The 17,254-nt window shown below is 29.3% G+C and carries 15 protein-coding genes; 2 read left to right on the forward strand and 13 right to left on the reverse strand.

What is annotated here, in order from left to right; genetic code table 11:
- The 3 genes from H612_RS0101560 to gnd all read right to left on the reverse strand — a co-directional run.
- Positions 1-199 (reverse strand): helix-turn-helix domain-containing protein (locus H612_RS0101560; RefSeq protein ID WP_027129863.1); only part of this gene is annotated, 199 nt, incomplete at its 3' end.
- A gap of 153 nt (positions 200-352) precedes the next feature.
- Entirely contained in the window at positions 353-1,744 is a 1,392-nt protein-coding gene (zwf, locus tag H612_RS0101565; protein WP_084167228.1) for a glucose-6-phosphate dehydrogenase, read from the reverse strand.
- Complete coding sequence (gnd, locus tag H612_RS0101570; protein ID WP_027129865.1) at positions 1,716-3,128, reverse strand: decarboxylating NADP(+)-dependent phosphogluconate dehydrogenase; 1,413 nt, start codon at positions 3,126-3,128, stop codon at positions 1,716-1,718. Before gnd ends, zwf begins: the two co-directional genes overlap by 29 nt.
- Positions 3,129-3,498: 370 nt before the next feature.
- On the opposite strand from gnd, the gene aldA reads away from it, so the two are divergent.
- Positions 3,499-4,950: an aldehyde dehydrogenase gene (gene aldA, locus H612_RS0101575; RefSeq protein WP_035500132.1), complete on the forward strand. Its 1,452-nt coding sequence runs from the start codon at positions 3,499-3,501 to the stop codon at positions 4,948-4,950.
- 610 nt (positions 4,951-5,560) lie between these two features.
- Entirely contained in the window at positions 5,561-6,904 is a 1,344-nt protein-coding gene (locus H612_RS0101580) for a sodium-dependent transporter (RefSeq protein ID WP_027129867.1), read from the forward strand.
- A gap of 43 nt (positions 6,905-6,947) precedes the next feature.
- Here H612_RS0101580 and guaB read toward each other — a convergent pair whose 3' ends face one another.
- From guaB to H612_RS08905, 10 genes are all read right to left on the reverse strand, one after another.
- Positions 6,948-8,411 carry an IMP dehydrogenase gene (gene guaB, locus H612_RS0101585; RefSeq protein ID WP_027129868.1) on the reverse strand — a complete coding sequence of 488 codons (1,464 nt, stop codon included), beginning with the start codon at positions 8,409-8,411 and terminating at the stop codon, positions 6,948-6,950.
- 15 nt (positions 8,412-8,426) lie between these two features.
- Positions 8,427-9,017 (reverse strand): xanthine phosphoribosyltransferase, encoded by a 591-nt coding sequence (locus H612_RS0101590; protein WP_027129869.1) that lies wholly within the window; start codon positions 9,015-9,017, stop codon positions 8,427-8,429.
- 110 nt (positions 9,018-9,127) lie between these two features.
- Entirely contained in the window at positions 9,128-10,003 is an 876-nt protein-coding gene (gene hslO / locus H612_RS0101595; protein ID WP_027129870.1) for an Hsp33 family molecular chaperone HslO, read from the reverse strand.
- 52 nt (positions 10,004-10,055) lie between these two features.
- Positions 10,056-10,823 carry a type III pantothenate kinase gene (locus H612_RS0101600; protein WP_027129871.1) on the reverse strand — a complete coding sequence of 256 codons (768 nt, stop codon included), beginning with the start codon at positions 10,821-10,823 and terminating at the stop codon, positions 10,056-10,058.
- A gap of 224 nt (positions 10,824-11,047) precedes the next feature.
- A complete protein-coding gene (locus H612_RS0101605) occupies positions 11,048-12,229 on the reverse strand; it encodes a helix-turn-helix transcriptional regulator (protein ID WP_027129872.1) in 1,182 nt (393 codons plus the stop codon).
- A 30-nt stretch (positions 12,230-12,259) separates the two neighbouring features.
- On the reverse strand, positions 12,260-13,084 hold the full coding sequence (locus H612_RS0101610; protein ID WP_027129873.1) for an ABC transporter permease: 825 nt from the start codon (positions 13,082-13,084) through the stop codon (positions 12,260-12,262).
- Complete coding sequence (locus H612_RS0101615) at positions 13,084-14,280, reverse strand: ATP-binding cassette domain-containing protein (RefSeq protein WP_051210086.1); 1,197 nt, start codon at positions 14,278-14,280, stop codon at positions 13,084-13,086. Before H612_RS0101615 ends, H612_RS0101610 begins: the two co-directional genes overlap by 1 nt.
- Positions 14,281-14,869: 589 nt before the next feature.
- Positions 14,870-16,252, reverse strand: coding sequence for an ABC-2 family transporter permease (locus H612_RS0101620; RefSeq protein ID WP_027129875.1), 1,383 nt, complete (start codon positions 16,250-16,252; stop codon positions 14,870-14,872).
- On the reverse strand, positions 16,245-17,117 hold the full coding sequence (locus H612_RS0101625; protein ID WP_027129876.1) for an ATP-binding cassette domain-containing protein: 873 nt from the start codon (positions 17,115-17,117) through the stop codon (positions 16,245-16,247). Before H612_RS0101625 ends, H612_RS0101620 begins: the two co-directional genes overlap by 8 nt.
- Positions 17,092-17,247 (reverse strand): hypothetical protein, encoded by a 156-nt coding sequence (locus H612_RS08905; protein ID WP_169515550.1) that lies wholly within the window; start codon positions 17,245-17,247, stop codon positions 17,092-17,094. The genes H612_RS0101625 and H612_RS08905 overlap by 26 nt, the downstream gene beginning before the upstream one ends.
- Positions 17,248-17,254 lie beyond the last annotated feature (7 nt).

Raw genomic sequence — 17,254 nt, forward strand, 5'->3', positions numbered from 1 at the left:
CTTTCAATTTTGATAATTTTATATAGTTTTTTTGTGCTTCTTCTGAAGTATAAGTTCCATCTTTACATCTCTTTATTTCTCGTGATATTGTTGATACATTTACTCCTATTTTCTTAGCTATTTTTCTCATAGAGTAGCCTTCTTCAAGTAATATTTCTATATTATTTCTTTGTTTTATGGTAAGATATTTATAACTCATATATGAACCTCCGTGATGTTTTTGTCGTTATTAACATTTTACACGATTGTTCTTTATGAGTCTTTTTTTATGTCTTACTGTTGCACTTTATTTTACAACTTATCAAATATAAAAAATGTATTGTATAAAATTGTACAATACATTTTTAATCTATTAATTTATCCAGTTTACAAATTTTTCAGCTTCTATCGGTCCCATAGAACCTTGTTCATAATTGTGTAATAAAGAGCCTTGTTTATGGTATTTTTCTAATAAATTATTAATAAATTCCCAAGAAACCACTATCTGATCCCACTGTGAAAATAATGATCTATCCCCTACTAAGCATGCCCCAAGAAGCCTTTCATATGCTTCTGGTGTATTTATTCTATTTTCTAATATACAACTTTGGCAAAAATCTAATGAAATTGGTTGTAACTCTTGCTCTGTTCCTGGCTTTTTAGCATTAAATTGGAAATACACTCCTTCATCTGGTTGTATTTTTATGATTAACACATTACCAGGGGTATCTCCAACTGCTTTAAATTGGACAACCACTTGAGTTTGTCTATCTCCAAGCCTTTTCCCTGTTCTTATAAAAAACGGAACATTTTCCCAACGTTCATTATCCACAAATAATTTCAAAGCTGCATAAGTTTCTGTTTTCGAATCAGGATCTATATTAGCCTCATCCAAATAACCAATATATTGTCCCATTATTAAATTATTATTTACATCTTCAATAGGTTTTATTGCTGACAATAAATTATATTGACTTATATGTATACCTTTACTACCTTCTTCAGTTGGTTCTTCCATAGCTACAATTGATAGAACTTGAAGAAGATGATTTTGCACCATATCTTTTAATGCACCACTCTTATCATAGTAACTCGCCCTGGTTCCAACGCCTACAGTTTCTGCTGCTGTTATTTGAATATTTTCTATAAAATCTTTATTCCAAATTCCTTTGAAAATAACATTTTTAAAGCGAAGTGATAAAATATTTTGAATCATTTCTTTTCCTAAATAATGATCTATGTGATAAATTTCTTCTTGCCCAAAAAATTCAGCTAGTCTGTCATTAAGTATCGCAGCTTTTTCTAAATTTTCTCCAAAAGGCTTTTCTATAATCACTTTTGCGTTGTTACTCGCACAATATTTTTTCAAACCATTTGTTATTGTAATAAAAAATGATGGAGCTACTGCATAATAATATACATGCTGATCAATTTTCATAAAAGTATAAAAATCTTGAAGAAGTTTATATTCTTCTTCGTTTGTCATATCCATTTTAAAATAAATTATTCTTTGTGCATAAGATTCAAATTGTTCATTATCAAACTTAGTACGAGCATATTCTTTTACCCAATCACGTGCAATTTCAATATATTTTTCTGGGGTATATGCTCTACGACCTATTACGATAATTTTAAAATTATCATCCAGTTTTCCTAACACGTCTAAGTTGTATAACGCAGGTAAAAGTTTTCTGTAGGTAAGGTCTCCTGTTCCCCCGAATAATGTGATTGCACTTCTATTTTTCATTGTTTCCAACCCAGTCATAATGGTAACTTCCCTCTTTATCTGTTCTTTCAAAAGTATGTGCTCCAAAATAATCTCGTTGTGCCTGAATCAAATTTGCTCCACTGTTTGCTGTTGTATAAATATCTAAATAAGATATCGCAGAAGTCATCGCACTCAGCGGTAGTCTGTTGCTAATAGCTAATCCTGCTACTTCTCGAAGACTATCTTGTCTAGTTTCAATAATATTTTTAAAGAATGGGTCAAGTATAAGATTAGTAAGTTCTGGATTGTTTTGATATGCTTCAATGATATTTTGTAAGATTTTAGCTTGTATAATACAACCACCACGGAAAATTTTGGCTATCTGTGCATAATCAAAAGTCCAATTATATTCTTTTTCTGCAGCTTGAAGAAGTTTAAATCCTTGTGCGTAAGAAACGATCTTAGAAATAAATAATGCATCTTTTACTATTTTTTTAAGATATTTTTTATCACTAGTAACATTATATGGATTGCGATTAAATTCTTTTTCTGCACAAATTCTTTCATCTTTTAAATTTGACATATATCTTCCATTAAGAGCACTCGTAATAACTGAAACGTCTATTCCCAGATCAATAGCTTGCTCATTAGTCCACTTCCCTGTACCTTTTTGACTAGCTTTATCCATAATTTTATCAACAAGATACTCTCCAGTTTCTTCTTTAACTTTAAAAATATTGGCCGTTATTTCTATTAGATAAGATTCTAATTCTCCTTCATTCCACTCTTCAAAAGTTTCCTGTAACTCCTCATTAGTAAATCCACCTAAATGTTTTAATACTTGATACGCTTCAGAGATTAGTTGCATATCACCATACTCAATTCCGTTATGAACCATTTTAACATAATGTCCGGCTCCACCAGTTGAGGTATAACTACAACATGGAACATCATTTACTTTCGCTGCAATAGCTTCTAAAATTGGACGAATCTCTTCATAAGCACTTTCATCACCACCTGGCATAAGAGCAGGTCCGAATCGTGCCCCTTCTTCTCCCCCTGATACTCCAATACCAAAGTAATTTATTCCTTTTTCTAATAATAAATCATATCTTCTTTGAGTATCTTTAAAAAATGAGTTTCCACCATCAATAATGATATCACCTTTATCCAAAAGTGGTGTTAATTGTTCTATCAAACTATCAACAGGCCACCCTGCCTTAACCATTAAAATAACTTTTCTAGGTTTTTCCAAACTGTCTATTAGTTCTTGTAATGAATATTTCCCCACAACATTTTTATGTGGATGTTCTTCCAACATACTATCAACAACAGAAGTTGTTCTATTGAACACTGCAACTTTAAAACCATTATCAGCTATATTTAAAGCTAAATTACTCCCCATAACCGATAATCCAATAACTCCAATATTTTGTTTCATTAATGAGCCTCCTAGTTTTTTTCTCCATTATACCATTAAATCATCTCTTTGCTAATACTTTTGCTTAAAAAATTTTTTTATTATTTTTATTAAGTTGTTTTATTTAATTTTATATGCAAAATTAGAATAATATATTTAAAATCAAATTAATCTTAAAAAAAATTATTGTTTATCTAAAAATTCCATTTCAAAAATTTTTTTATAGTTTTATTTTTATTAATATAAATATTAACTTTAATTTAATATTTTTCTGTAAAAAAATAAAAAAGTAGGACAAAATAGTTGTTTTTATTTTCTTCTTAGTGATATAATTTAATAAAAGTAATGATAACGTTTACTTTTATATTTTTTAGTAAAGGAGAATCTCAATATGAGTGAAATTAAAGTTTTAAAAATGTTTATCAATGGAGAATTCGAAGAACATCCTAATCACGATTATATTAAAGTTCTAAATCCCTCCACTGAAGAAGTAATCGCAAAGATTCCAGCTGGAAATTGTAAAGATGTAGACCGTGCTATTAATGCTGCTGATGCATCACAAAAAAATTGGGAGAAACTTCCAGCTATTGAGCGTGGGACATATCTTAAAAAAATTGCTGATAGAATCAGACAAAGGGAACCAGAAATTACTCAAACAATCGTTAATGAGGGCGGAAAAACTTTTGAGTTAGCAAAAGTAGAAGTATTGTTCACTGCAGACTATCTTGACTATATGGCTGAATGGGCAAGAAGATATGAAGGGGAAATAATTCAAAGCGATAGAAAAGATGAACATATTTTTCTATTTAAGCGCCCACATGGTGTAACCACAGGAATACTTCCATGGAACTTTCCATTCTTTTTAATCGCAAGAAAGGCTGCTCCAGCATTACTTACGGGTAACACAATAGTACTTAAACCTAGTCAGTTAACCCCTATTAATGCACAAATTTTTGCTGAAATCTGCGTAGAAGTAGGTTTGCCAAAAGGAGTTTTAAATATTATTTATGGACGTGGTTCAGTTGTTGGAAATCGATTAGCTTCACATCCTAAAGTAGGTTTGGTTAGTTTAACTGGTAGTCTTGCTGCTGGCCAAGAAGTTATGAAAGCCGCCGCTGATAATATAACTAATGTATCCTTGGAACTTGGTGGTAAAGCACCCGCTATAGTTTTTGAAGATGCCGATTTACATCTTGCAGCAAAAGCAATCGTTGCTTCTCGTGTTATAAATTCTGGGCAAGTTTGTAACTGTGCAGAAAGAGTTTATGTCCATGAAAATATTAAAGAAGCATTTGAGGAAATACTATTTTCCGAACTTGATAAAGTAAAATACGGTAATCCAAATAAAGAGCGTGGGTTAGATTATGGTCCACTTATCGAAAAACGTGCTTTAAAAAAAGTAATCGAAAGAGTTTCATATGCAGTTAAACAAGGGGCAAAACTATCTTATGGTGGAGAAGTGGACAAAGAACAGGTGGGCTATTTCTACGGGCCAACAGTTTTAACAAATGTTACCAATGATATGAGTATCATGAAAGAAGAAACATTTGGTCCAGTTATTCCTATCGCTACTTTCAAAACTTTAGAAGAGGTCTTAGAATATGCTAACGATTCTGAATATGGACTTACTTCTTCAGTATATACTCGTAGTTTAAATACTGCATTCAAAGCTATAAATGGATTAAAATTTGGAGAAACTTACATCAATCGTGAAAACTTTGAAGCAATGCAAGGATTCCATGCTGGACGCCGTAAATCTGGAATTGGTGGTGCAGATGGAAAACATGGATTAGAAGAATACCTAACTACTCAAGTTGTCTATATGCAATTAGATAACGAATAAAAATGTAAAATTTCAAGTTAAAACAAAGGAAAAGAATATATTTCAATCAACTGAGGTTTTCAAGTCATTTCTGAACAAAGACTCATTAATCTTATATCTCACTTTATTTTCAGAATTAGAGTTTTCTTAAAAAACTTCTCTCGTAAGTTATACATTCTTTGCTCCTTTAATATTTAGCTACATAATATAGATTCATTATAGAGTACCTCAAAAATTATAATATCTTAAAACAAGATTTTTGAGGCACTCTTCTCCTTTATTTTATATAACTTTTTGAAAAAAGTTTAAAAATTTGCATTGACAAATTGTCAGATAAATGATAATATTTTAACAACATTAATTAAGGAGCTATTCATAATGAAAATCTTAAACTTAACTAAAAGAGAATACTTTTTTGTGCCATTTTAGCAGCACTTATATCTATTATTCATTGTAGATGTAAGTGCACTTATGTCTACAATGGCTAGTTAAGTTTGATCTTCAAGCCATTGATATTTAAAACTAAATGGCTTATGAGTTCATAATATCAATATTATATTTTCTTAAGCTATTTAGTTTTATACCTAAATAGCTTTTTTAATTTATTTACTTTTATACGGAGGAAATTTTTATGTCAGATAATTCAAAATGGAGTTCTAAATTAGGTTTTATACTTGCTTCAGCTGGTTCAGCTATAGGGTTAGGTGCTGTATGGAAATTCCCATATATGACTGCTGCTAATGGTGGAGGTAGTTTTTTATTAATCTTTCTTATCTTTACCCTTATCGTCGGTCTTCCTCTGCTACTTGCGGAATTTATTTTGGGACGTGGGGCTGGAGTATCGGCAATCAAAACTTTTGGTAAATTAGGAAAAAATAAAAAATATAATATTATCGGTTACGTTGGTGGTTTTGCATTATTTATCTTACTATCTTTTTACAGTGTTATTGGTGGATGGATCCTAGTATATTTGGGTATTGCAGTTGCAAATTTATTAAATATTTTCTCTACAAATGATTATGCAACATTATTTAACTCCATTATCTCAAACTCATGGATTGCACTTGGTGCACAAGCAGTGTTTATTTTATTAAATATTTTAATTGTTTCGCAAGGGGTACAAAAAGGAATTGAAAAAGCATCAAAAATTATGATGCCTTTATTGTTTATTATCTTTATAGTAATAATTATCCGTTCCCTTACTTTACCTAATGCTATGGCTGGCGTTAGTTACTTCTTAAAACCTGATTTTTCTAGTATTACTGCCTCGGGGATTCTCTTTGCTTTAGGACAGTCATTTTTTGCTCTATCTATTGGAGTTACTGCAATGCTTACTTATGCATCTTACTTAGACAAAAAAACTAATATGGTACAATCGGGCATTTCTGTTGTTTTGATGAACATTGCCGTATCTATTATGGCAGGACTTGCAATTTTCCCAGCTATGTCATCATTTGGTATGGAATCTGAAGGAGGTCCTAGTTTATTATTTATAGTATTACCTCAACTATTTAACAATATGGCATTCGGTAATTTATTCTATATACTATTTTTAATATTATTCTTGTTTGCCACCATTACATCTTCGGTCGTTATGTTAGAAATTAATGTAGGAAATATTACCGATCAAAAAAATACCAACCGTACCAAGTGGAGTATCATTATAGGAATTTTAACATTTATTTTTGGTATCCCTTCAGCTCTTTCATACGGTTCGTTATCCAATACATTAATTTTAGAAAAAACATTTTTCGATCTAATGGATTTTTTAGTATCAAACATACTTATGCCACTTGGTGCTTTAGCTTTGTCTATTTTCACCGGATATGTATTAGATAAAAAAATTGCACTAGAGCAGCTTCATGTAAAAAAAGATAATAAACTGCAGTTCGGATTATTTAAAACTTGGCTATTCCTTCTTAAATACATCCTTCCAATTATCATTATAATTGTGTTCGTAGCACAATTTCTATAAAATAAAAAACTCAAGATTTTAAATTAATCTTGAGTTTTTTATTTTATTTAGAATAATTTGGACTTTCTTTCGTTATTTGGACATCATGTGGATGTGACTCAACAAGTCCAGCCCCCGTCATACGAACAAATTGTGCTTCTTCTCTAAGTTCTTCTAAATTTCTTGAACCAGTATAGCCCATTCCAGCACGTAAACCTCCAATGATTTGATAAATAGTTTCTGAAACAGCACCTTTATATGGTGTTCTTCCTTCTATTCCTTCTGGTACTAGTTTTTTACCATCTTCTTGGAAATATCTATCTTTAGAACCTTTTTCCATTGCAGAAAGCGATCCCATTCCTCGATATGTTTTAAATGTTCTTCCTTGGAAAATTTCTAATTTCCCTGGAGATTCTTCACAACCTGCAAGCATTGAACCTAACATTACCGCATAACCTCCAGCAGCTATAGCTTTTACAACATCCCCTGTATATTTAATACCTCCGTCAGCGATAATAGTTTTTCCTAATTCACGTGCTACTGTAGCACAATCATAAATTGCCGTAATTTGTGGTACACCTACTCCTGCAACTACACGTGTTGTACAAATCGATCCTGGTCCAATACCTACTTTTACCACATCCGCTCCTGCTTCAAACAGATCACGTGCTGCCTCTGCAGTTGCTACGTTACCCGCTATAATGTCTAGGTCTGGATAATTTGTTCTCAATGTTTTAACTGAATCCAACACACCTTTAGAATGACCGTGTGCTGTATCAACAACAATCGCATCAACACCAGCATCCACCAATGCATCAACTCTGTCTATCACATCATTAGTTACTCCAACAGAAGCTGCAACTAATAACCTTCCTTTTTCATCTTTTGCAGAATTTGGATATTTAGCTAGTTTTTCTATATCTTTAATGGTAATAAGCCCTGTCAATTTCCCATTTTTATCTGTTAAAATTAATTTCTCTATTTTATGACTTCTTAAAATTACACTTGCTTCATCTAATGTAGTATTAGCTGGAGCTGTAATTAAGTGTTCTTTAGTCATAACTTCACTAATTTTCACATCAAAGTCTGTCAAAAATCTCATATCACGATTAGTAATAATACCTACTACTTTTTTATCTTTTACATTGTTTACAACAGGAACACCTGAAATTTTATACTGTTGCATTAAAGTTTCTGCTTCATCTACCAAATTATCTGGTGTTAAGAAGAAAGGATCAGTAATAACTCCACTCTCAGAACGCTTAACTTTTCTAACCTGCTCTGCTTGTTCTTCAATAGTCATATTTTTATGAATTACACCTAATCCACCTTCACGAGCCATCGCAATAGCCATTTTGTATTCAGTTACAGTGTCCATTGCTGCAGAAACAACTGGTATAGATAACTTTATCTTTTTTGTTAAACTAACTTTCAAATCAACTTTCTTAGGTAATACATCACTTTTAGCTGGAACCAAAAGTACATCATCAAACGTTAAACCTTCTTTTTGAAATTTATTTTCCCACATCTTTTTTTATCCTTTCTATTTTTCATCATCTGCTATATCAAATTTCACTTCGTTATTTTCTAAAGACTTTATTCTGCACAAAGAGCAAATATTAATATTCTTTTCTTCTAAAAGTTTTCTTCCATCTTGAAAACTTTTCTCTACTAAAATACCAACTCCTATTACATCAGCACCAGATTTTTCGGCTATCTCAATAAGACCAAGTGTCGCTTGCCCATTAGCTAAAAAATCATCTATAATAAGAACTTTATCTGTTTTTGTAATAAATTTGTTAGAAACTACTACTGTGTTAGTTTTGTTTTTGGTATAACTATGTACTTCAGCTGTAAAAACATCTTCGCCTTTTAATGTTGATGGTTTACTTTTTTTAGCAAAAATCATGGGTACTTTAAATAAATTAGCAACCATTATTGCAGGTGCTATCCCACTGGCCTCTATGGTAAGAATCTTAGTGATTTCTTCTTCTTTAAAATATTTATAAAATACTTCTGCCATTTTTTGCATAAGGCAAGCATCTATTTGATGATTCAAAAATGAATCAACTTTTAATACATTGTTATCATAGATTTTTCCATCTTTAACTATCATTTCCCTCAGTAGTTTCATATTTTCTCCTTAGATAATATCAAATTAATTTTTATTAATGATACCAAACTTTCTTTAAAAACTCAAGTATCTCATGAAAAGTTATTCATTAACTTTCTTTATTCATACTTTTATTTTAAATTTTCTAACAAATCAATAATCTCTTCTTGAGAAAACTGATATTTTTCTTTACAAAACGCACATACCAATTCTGTAGTTTGCTCCTTAGATAAACTTTCCAATTCTTCACGACCTAGGGTAATTAGTGCATCAGCATATTTTTCCTTTGAACAAGTGCATTTAAATACCACATCATTTTTTCTAAGTATTCTATAATTTTTCTCATCCTCAAATAAAATATCCGCAATTTCTTCTGGAGTTTTACCCTCATGAATTAACGTTGAGATTGGTTTGATACTCCCTATTATCTTTTCTAATTTGGAAATAGTTTTATCTGTCGCATGTGGTAAAACCTGAAAAACGAATCCTCCTGCCGCTATAACCGAATTATCAGTATCAACAAGAACCCCCAAAGAAACACAAGATGGAATCTGTTCGCTTACCGCAAAATAGTATGTAAAATCTTCTGCTATCTCCCCTGATACTATTGGTGAGGTTGTCGTATATTTTTCATTAAGACCTAAGTCACGAACGACAGTAATATTACCTCCACCTACTACACCTTTTACATCCAATTTCCCTTGAGAATTACTTGGAATATGAACTTGCATATTTTTAGCGTAGGCCGTTGTCTCTCCAAGTTCATCAGAAGATGCATAAATAGTTCCAATTGATCCATTACCTCTCACTGCCACATCAATTCTATCACCACTTTTTAACATAGCCCCCATCATGGTCGTAATGGTTGCTGTACGTCCAACTGCTGCTATAGCAGTCGGATATGCATTATGCCTCTGTCTAATCTCCTCTACCAAATCTGTTGTCTTCGTTACAAAAAATCTAATTTCGTCATTAAACGCTAGTCCTCTAATTAAGTAATCTTTCATTAAAACATCCTATTCCTTTCTTAAAATTCAGATTACTCCCTTTTTCATTTTATTATTTATTCAATTTATAAAGTTCTATTATTCCTTTTAATGTTAAATCTTCATCTACCACATCAACTAAAGAACTATATTTTGCTATGAATTTTGAAAGTCCTCCAGTTAAAACTACTTTGTAGCTTTCCCCCAATTCTTTTTTTAAATTCATGACAATATTTTCAAACTGTCCCAAAAAACCGTAAAATAATCCTGCTTGTATTTGAGTAGTAGTATCCATCCCAAGAGAAGTTGCAGTAGCTTCTAACTCTACACGTGGAAGTTTTGCAGCACGATTATAAAGAGCCTCTGCACTAATATTTATTCCAGGACAAATAATCCCCCCTCGATAATTCATATTATTATCAACACAATCAAAAGTAGTTGCAGTTCCAAAATCAACAACAATAGCAGGAAGATAATTACTGACATTTGCTCCAACAATATCAACAACTCTATCCGCTCCAAGTTTACTACTATATGGTGCTGGAACTTTTATTCCAGTATTTATACCAGTAGAAACTATAATCGGTTCTTTCTTAAAATATTTTTTGCTAAGCAACTTTAAAGAAAACATCATCTTAGGAACTACACTCGAAATAACAACACCTTTAAAATCTTCAAAAGAAATATTCTCATCAATAAAAAAGTTACGAATAATTACATAAAGCTCATCTTCTGTCTTTGTATTATCAGTCGCAATACGCCATGAATGCAAAAGTTGGTAATCATCACCAAAAACTCCTAAGACTATATTTGTATTTCCCACATCTAATGCAAATATCATATTAAATCTCCTAAATTATAAAGTAACTACATTATATCATAATTTTAAAAAAATATTTAGCACGAACATACTTTTAATAACATAAAATGATCTCAAATCAATTAACAACAAGTATTTAATATAAATAATATGTTCTAAAATAACTCTTTAAAATAAAAATAGTTTTTCGAAAGTCAAACTAAAACATATCAAACTTTATTTCGAAAAACTACTTTTATATTTTATTATTTTCTTTTTGAAAGTGATTCTCTATATTTTAATGGCGTTACTTTTACCAATGTTTTGAATATTCTAATAAAGTAACTAGTATCAAAATATCCAATATAATCAGCAACTTCTGAAATAGAAAAATCAGTATTAGCTAATAAGTAACAAGCATTTGAAACACGTTTATCATGGATATAATCTACTATACTAATACCCATATCTTTGTTAAAAATAGATGATAGATAACTTTTGTTAACTCCTAAATAATCACTAACATTATCTAAACTGATTTTTTCTGCTATACGGTCATTTATGTAAGCAATACAGTTACGAACCACAGCTTGTTTATCTTTATATTTATTCCTATCAACAAGAAGGCAATAACTTCTTATTACGTCTTCTGATAAATCATAATTGTCAAGTTTATTTTTTATCTTAACCCAAAGTTCTTCTACACCTAAATAATCTTCACTATGTTGCTCTAATGCATATCGTAGTAGGTCATTCATATTATACGATTTTCTACGTCTTACATTAATACCTTGTTCTATACTTTCTTCATCAACATTATGATTTCTACGTCTTAAGTCAAAAAGCATATTGACTCTTGAAATATTTCCATCCACAACCGCTTCAAGAATCTCACGTTTAAATTTTACTTCACTTTCTAATATGCTGTTCAAATAATTACTTTTTCTCGCAGAACTTCTTCTTACATTTTTCACACTAGAATCTTCAACTAAAATAATAGCATTTAAAAAATCTACTTCCTCATCTTCTACTAGTAATTCAATTAAATAATTAAATTTTTTCCTTGGCGTTATTGGTAGTGAAAAGTACACATCACATACTAATTCACTAATACTAGCCCCATATTTTATTAAAGATTCCTGGAAAAGTTTTGTTGGTATAAGATACTCCAAGAAAGGTGTGATTAAATAAAACTCCTCATCATTATCACTTGGAATAAATAGACATGAGATTCCAAGACCACTTTGACATTTTACTAACTTACCTTTACGTAAGCCCTCTTTAATTTTTGGAAAATTTCTTTTTAGAAATCTGCTAAAAATACTACTTAATTGCTCTTCACCTAAATTAAGACGAATATCTTCATCTGTATACTTATAAGTTAAAACACTTCCATTTAAATCTAAAATATCTTTTACACGCTCTATTTTTTTTAACGAACTTCTCACTTTACCTACCTCCTAACTTTTTTAATAAATTTAATCTATAGTAATATCACGTCTAGCGTTAACAATATATGAAATAACAAAAAACACTACACTATAAGCTACTAACATAAGCATTAAACTATTAGCACTACTAAATTTATAAATTTCTTTTACTACCTGTCTACTTGCCTCATTTGAATAATAAGCATTAAATAGTGTAACATCAAACGGATGATATTTTACCCATTCATATTTTGAAATAGCCAAAACAGTCAGACTCTGAATAATACTTCCTCCTAATAAAGTCAATAAAACTAACACAAGTGATAAAATTTGAGTTTTAAATACCACACATACTAAAACTACCATAGCTATAAAGAATATCATAACTGCTAATGATGTTAAACTATGCATTGCTAACTGTTGCCCTACTGTTCTACCAAAATAACCTTCTTCTATTCTATTGCTCAATTGGTTTAAACCAATTCGTTTATTATAAAATATGTAATATTTCAAAATAAAATCAAAAGCAGTTCCTAATACATATAAAATAATAAAATTAATAAACCCTAAAATAATCTTCGCTGTTAATATTGCTGAACGAGTTTTTGGCTTTGTATATAAGAACTTAATCGTTCCTTTTGAATATTCCTGCGATAAATTATTAGCCAGCATTACTAAAGAAAATATTAAAGCTAAATCTGTAGATATTCTTGTTATACTAACTAGCGTTGTAGCTGCGTTAAAGTTATCTGTACTTCCAAATTTATAATTTATATATCCAACTCCTCCTATTAAAAAAAGTATCAGCAGAATATATATCCAAGTAGTTTTCTTTTTGTAATCTTTTATAAATTCATTAATTAACAGTTTCATTATTTATTCTCCCCTCCTGTGATTTCTAGGAAACGATCCTCTAATGATGTACTTAGTATCTGCACAGAATCTAACTCTACATTATTGGTTACTAAGTATGTTAAAATTCTAGATTTATCTTCCCTTGATAGGTTCTCAAAGATAAAACCTTCTTTTTCTTTTCTATAACCAATACCCAATTCCTTAATTAAAACTTCTGACTTTTCATCATCATAAGTAGAAATTAATGTTTTCTCTACATCATCACCTTTAAGATTTTCTAGTTTATCATCTGCAATTATTTTTCCTCGCTCAATAACGATAATTCTATCACAAACTTTTTCTATTTCATCTAGTAAGTGTGAGGAAATTAAGATAGAGACACCTGTTGCTGAAATTTCTTTAAGCTTATTACGAAAATCTTGAACTCCCTGTGGATCAAGACCATTCACTGGTTCATCTAAAATTAAAATTTGTGGGTCATTTAACAATGCCTGAGCCAAACCTAAACGTTGACGCATCCCCAATGAATATGTCTTTACTTTCTTATTAATAACATCTTTAAGCCCAACAAACTCTACCAATTCTTTTATCTTAGCACGACTTACTTTTTTTCCACAAACTCTCGCAATTTGTTTCAAGTTAGCCCAACCCGACATATAATTGTAAAATTCTGGTGTTTCAATCATAGAACCAACTTCTTTTAACATTCTCGTTTTTCCTAACCCTAATGGCTTTTCAAAACAATAAACATCACCTTTAGTAATTTTTGTAAGACCTACCATCATGCGCATGATTGTAGTTTTACCGCTTCCATTTGGTCCAAGAAGTCCAATAATTTCACCTTTTCTCATATCGAAAGTAATATCATCCACAATAGTTTTTAGCCCTATTCGTTTTTTTAATCCCAAAACTTCAAGAACAACTTCTTCCTCATTCTTTATGTTTTTTTGTAGAGTACTAGTATTTCCCACTTCTTCTTTTTCAATAGCTTTATCTAAATCCTTGCGATCTAATACAGCCGTTTCAGAATATTTATCTTCCATCTGTTGTTTTATGGCCACAGGTTCATTTTTTTCAAGAGAAACCGTCGAGTTTTCACTATCTACTTGTCGTCTTATTTTTTCTAACAAATTTGAGTAATCTTCTGATTTTACACCCTTATTTGCAGCTTCATCATTTCCCAATATATCTTTATTTTCATCTAAATTTGTCATTATTTGTAGAAGATTCCTTTCTTGTAAATTTTCTTTTATATTATAACATACTTAAGCACTTATTTCCATTAAATAGTAAATAATTATTTTTTATTTTGCAAAAAATAATTAAAAAGAAATTTCACACTTAATTTAAAATTTCTTTTATTAATACAAATGCACCTCAAAATGCTATAAACGAAATTAGATACTGGTAGCTTTCATCTTAAATTTAGATTTCAAATATATCTTAAAATATTGATTATACTTTTACAACTTTTTTATTAAAATTTCTAAAGATTAAAATATATTCTTTTTCAAAGTTATATAATTAAATTTTCAAACAATAGCTATATTTGTTTTTATAATTATATTTTCTATTCTTAATATATTTTTTATTTTAAATCTCTTATTTATACACCACTTAACTTTTAAATTATTTTATGTATTACTATCAAAAACAAAGTAGAATGAATATTCAAAGATAAATTTTTTGAAAATCAGTTTTAGTTTATATTTCACAAAATATTTATCTCATTAGAATTTTTCATTCTACTTCATTAAAATTCATATTGTAATTCTATAACCTTAGTTTTATATTTGATAATTTTCACAATAAGATAGGACAAAAAATTAAAATCAATATTATTGAAATTACTTTATTAATTAGAAATACTTTTACTAAGAAAATCATTTTAAATGCTACTAGACCAAATAGGAATATAATGTACATAACCCCATTTATTTTTTTAAATGTAAAAAATTTCCCCTCTTCTTCTATATTATGAATTTTGTACACTTTACTCATTACTAACATTAATACTAAAATAATTATCAACCATATCAGAATATATTTATTCTCCGTATATGTAAAAAAGTATGTTAACGGAATTAAATTTGGTCTGTAAAAATTAGGACTTTGAAAAAATACTCCTTTATCAAAAATCACCTCTGCTAACGCTTCTATTATAGCTATTGGATATGTGTAAAATGTTAAAGTAGGAATATACATAAGCCCCATACTAATGACACTTCCACAAAAAGAAGAAAATATAGCGCCTAACAATATTAAACCAAATCCTAAATAAAATATTTTTGTGTATGCGGTAAAAACATTTACTACATCATAAATATTTCCTAAAATACTTCCTTTTACAACAATAAGATTAACAACTCCAGTCAAGATATATGCAATAAAAAGAATTAATGTTGCTAAAATAAATTTTGCAAAGTATATTTTCTCTTTTTTAAACGGTAGACTAGCTACAAATTTACCAAAATTAATATGATACTCTAACCCAAAAATAAGTAAGGCTATTAATGTTATAAAAATATAGTAGTACCCACTAGCTAATGCATTAAAAAAAGTTTCCTTTACCTCTATTCTGTCTTTTTCGACATTCTCAAAAATAAAAGCAAATAATTTTGGATTATATTGATTAAAAGTTGTTGGGTATATTTTTTCAATCTCTGCTCGACTATCAATATACTCTTTACTTCCAGGAGATAATTTTCTTATATGTTTATATTTTTCTACATTTTTCTTTTCTTCTTCTGTTAGGTATTTGTAATATCTTTCAGTTTTATCATTACTAAAATAATTGGAATCATCATTTTTTGAATAAAAAATATTCCCTTGAAGCTCTGTATGTTCTTTTAAATAAACTCCAACTGCATATCTATGTTTAATCTCATTTAATTTTTCTACTGTTAGCTTTTCATTATAATTCTTTAAATAGGTTTCTTTTTGTCTATACAGCTCTGTTTCTTGTTTATTTACCTCGTCTAAATCTGTAACTTTTGATAATTCTATACGCTTTAAACTACCAATATTTTTCTCAAACTCATAACTTGCCACTCCACTTTTTAACTGAGTTAATCTTAAAGAAGTATTAGTTGCTGTAAGGACAGAAAAGCCTACTAATAAAATAATAATTAAAACAAAATATCTTCTAATATATATTTGAGCAATTTTTAAAATATCTTTACTCATAATTTTTATCCCCCTTATCATTTATTAAAAATATATCTTCCAACATCACTGGTAATCTGTCATATTGAAGAGCGCCGCTTTCTTCTATTAATCCATCCATTTCTTTAAAACTTTCATCAGCAATTATTACATATACACGTCCTATGTTGCTGAGAACTTTTATCTTGCTATTACTTATTAGCCACTTAGGAATTTCTTTTTCATAAACTATTTGATATTTACTGTACTTGTTTTTATCAACTTTCCTCGTATTTTCTCCTTCTTTATCAAGATAAATAATTTTATTACTTATATTTTCTATATAGTTTAGTTGATGACTACTTACCAAAACACCAATTCCATTTTCTTGTGCTTCTATTATATAATTAATTATTAATTTAATATTTATCACATCAATTCCATCTAATGGCTCATCTAATAATAAAAACTTGGTTCGACATGCTAGACCCAAAATTACGCCAAAAATAATTGACTGCCCCTTTGAAAGTTCCGATATTTTTTTATTTATTTCTATATCGTTTCTTTTTAATTCTCCCATTAAGTAAGTCAAGTCAAATTTTGAATAAGCTAACTTATAATATTTTATAAAATTTTTTATTTTAGAATTTCTAAAGTAATCCAGTTTATCCGGAATATAAATTAATAACTCTTTTAAATTATTTTTTTCTATATCTTTTTGATTTATTTCAATACTTCCATTTTCTAAACTATAAATACCTGAAATTAGGTTGAGCAGTGTTGTTTTCCCACTTCCATTTCTTCCAATTAAAGAAACTATCTCCCCTGTTGCTAGTTCAAAATTAATATTGTTTAATACTTTAGTTTTTCCAAATTGCTTACTAATATTTTTTACTACTAGTTTCATCTGAATTTCCCTCCTCATATTTAGAAGAAATTTTTTCTTCAAGTTTTTCTTTTGATAAACCTAAAAATTTCCACTCTAATAAAATTCTCCTTAAAATATACTCTAATTTTATATTTTCTATTTTTTCCACAGTTGCT

The organism is Gemella cuniculi DSM 15828 (genome assembly GCF_000425665.1).
GTDB lineage: Bacteria > Bacillota > Bacilli > Staphylococcales > Gemellaceae > Gemella > Gemella cuniculi.

What these genes read in the sequence shown, in the direction of transcription:
- zwf (WP_084167228.1), bottom strand. Translation starts at nt 1,744, where the DNA reads ATGACTGGGTTGGAAACAATGAAAAATAGAAGTGCAATCACATTATTC.
- gnd (WP_027129865.1), bottom strand. Translation starts at nt 3,128, where the DNA reads ATGAAACAAAATATTGGAGTTATTGGATTATCGGTTATGGGGAGTAAT.
- aldA (WP_035500132.1), top strand. Translation starts at nt 3,499, where the DNA reads ATGAGTGAAATTAAAGTTTTAAAAATGTTTATCAATGGAGAATTCGAA.
- H612_RS0101580 (WP_027129867.1), top strand. Translation starts at nt 5,561, where the DNA reads ATGTCAGATAATTCAAAATGGAGTTCTAAATTAGGTTTTATACTTGCT.
- guaB (WP_027129868.1), bottom strand. Translation starts at nt 8,411, where the DNA reads ATGTGGGAAAATAAATTTCAAAAAGAAGGTTTAACGTTTGATGATGTA.
- H612_RS0101590 (WP_027129869.1), bottom strand. Translation starts at nt 9,017, where the DNA reads ATGAAACTACTGAGGGAAATGATAGTTAAAGATGGAAAAATCTATGAT.
- hslO (WP_027129870.1), bottom strand. Translation starts at nt 10,003, where the DNA reads ATGAAAGATTACTTAATTAGAGGACTAGCGTTTAATGACGAAATTAGA.
- H612_RS0101600 (WP_027129871.1), bottom strand. Translation starts at nt 10,823, where the DNA reads ATGATATTTGCATTAGATGTGGGAAATACAAATATAGTCTTAGGAGTT.
- H612_RS0101610 (WP_027129873.1), bottom strand. Translation starts at nt 13,084, where the DNA reads ATGAAACTGTTAATTAATGAATTTATAAAAGATTACAAAAAGAAAACT.
- H612_RS0101615 (WP_051210086.1), bottom strand. Translation starts at nt 14,280, where the DNA reads ATGACAAATTTAGATGAAAATAAAGATATATTGGGAAATGATGAAGCT.
- H612_RS0101620 (WP_027129875.1), bottom strand. Translation starts at nt 16,252, where the DNA reads ATGAGTAAAGATATTTTAAAAATTGCTCAAATATATATTAGAAGATAT.
- H612_RS0101625 (WP_027129876.1), bottom strand. Translation starts at nt 17,117, where the DNA reads ATGAAACTAGTAGTAAAAAATATTAGTAAGCAATTTGGAAAAACTAAA.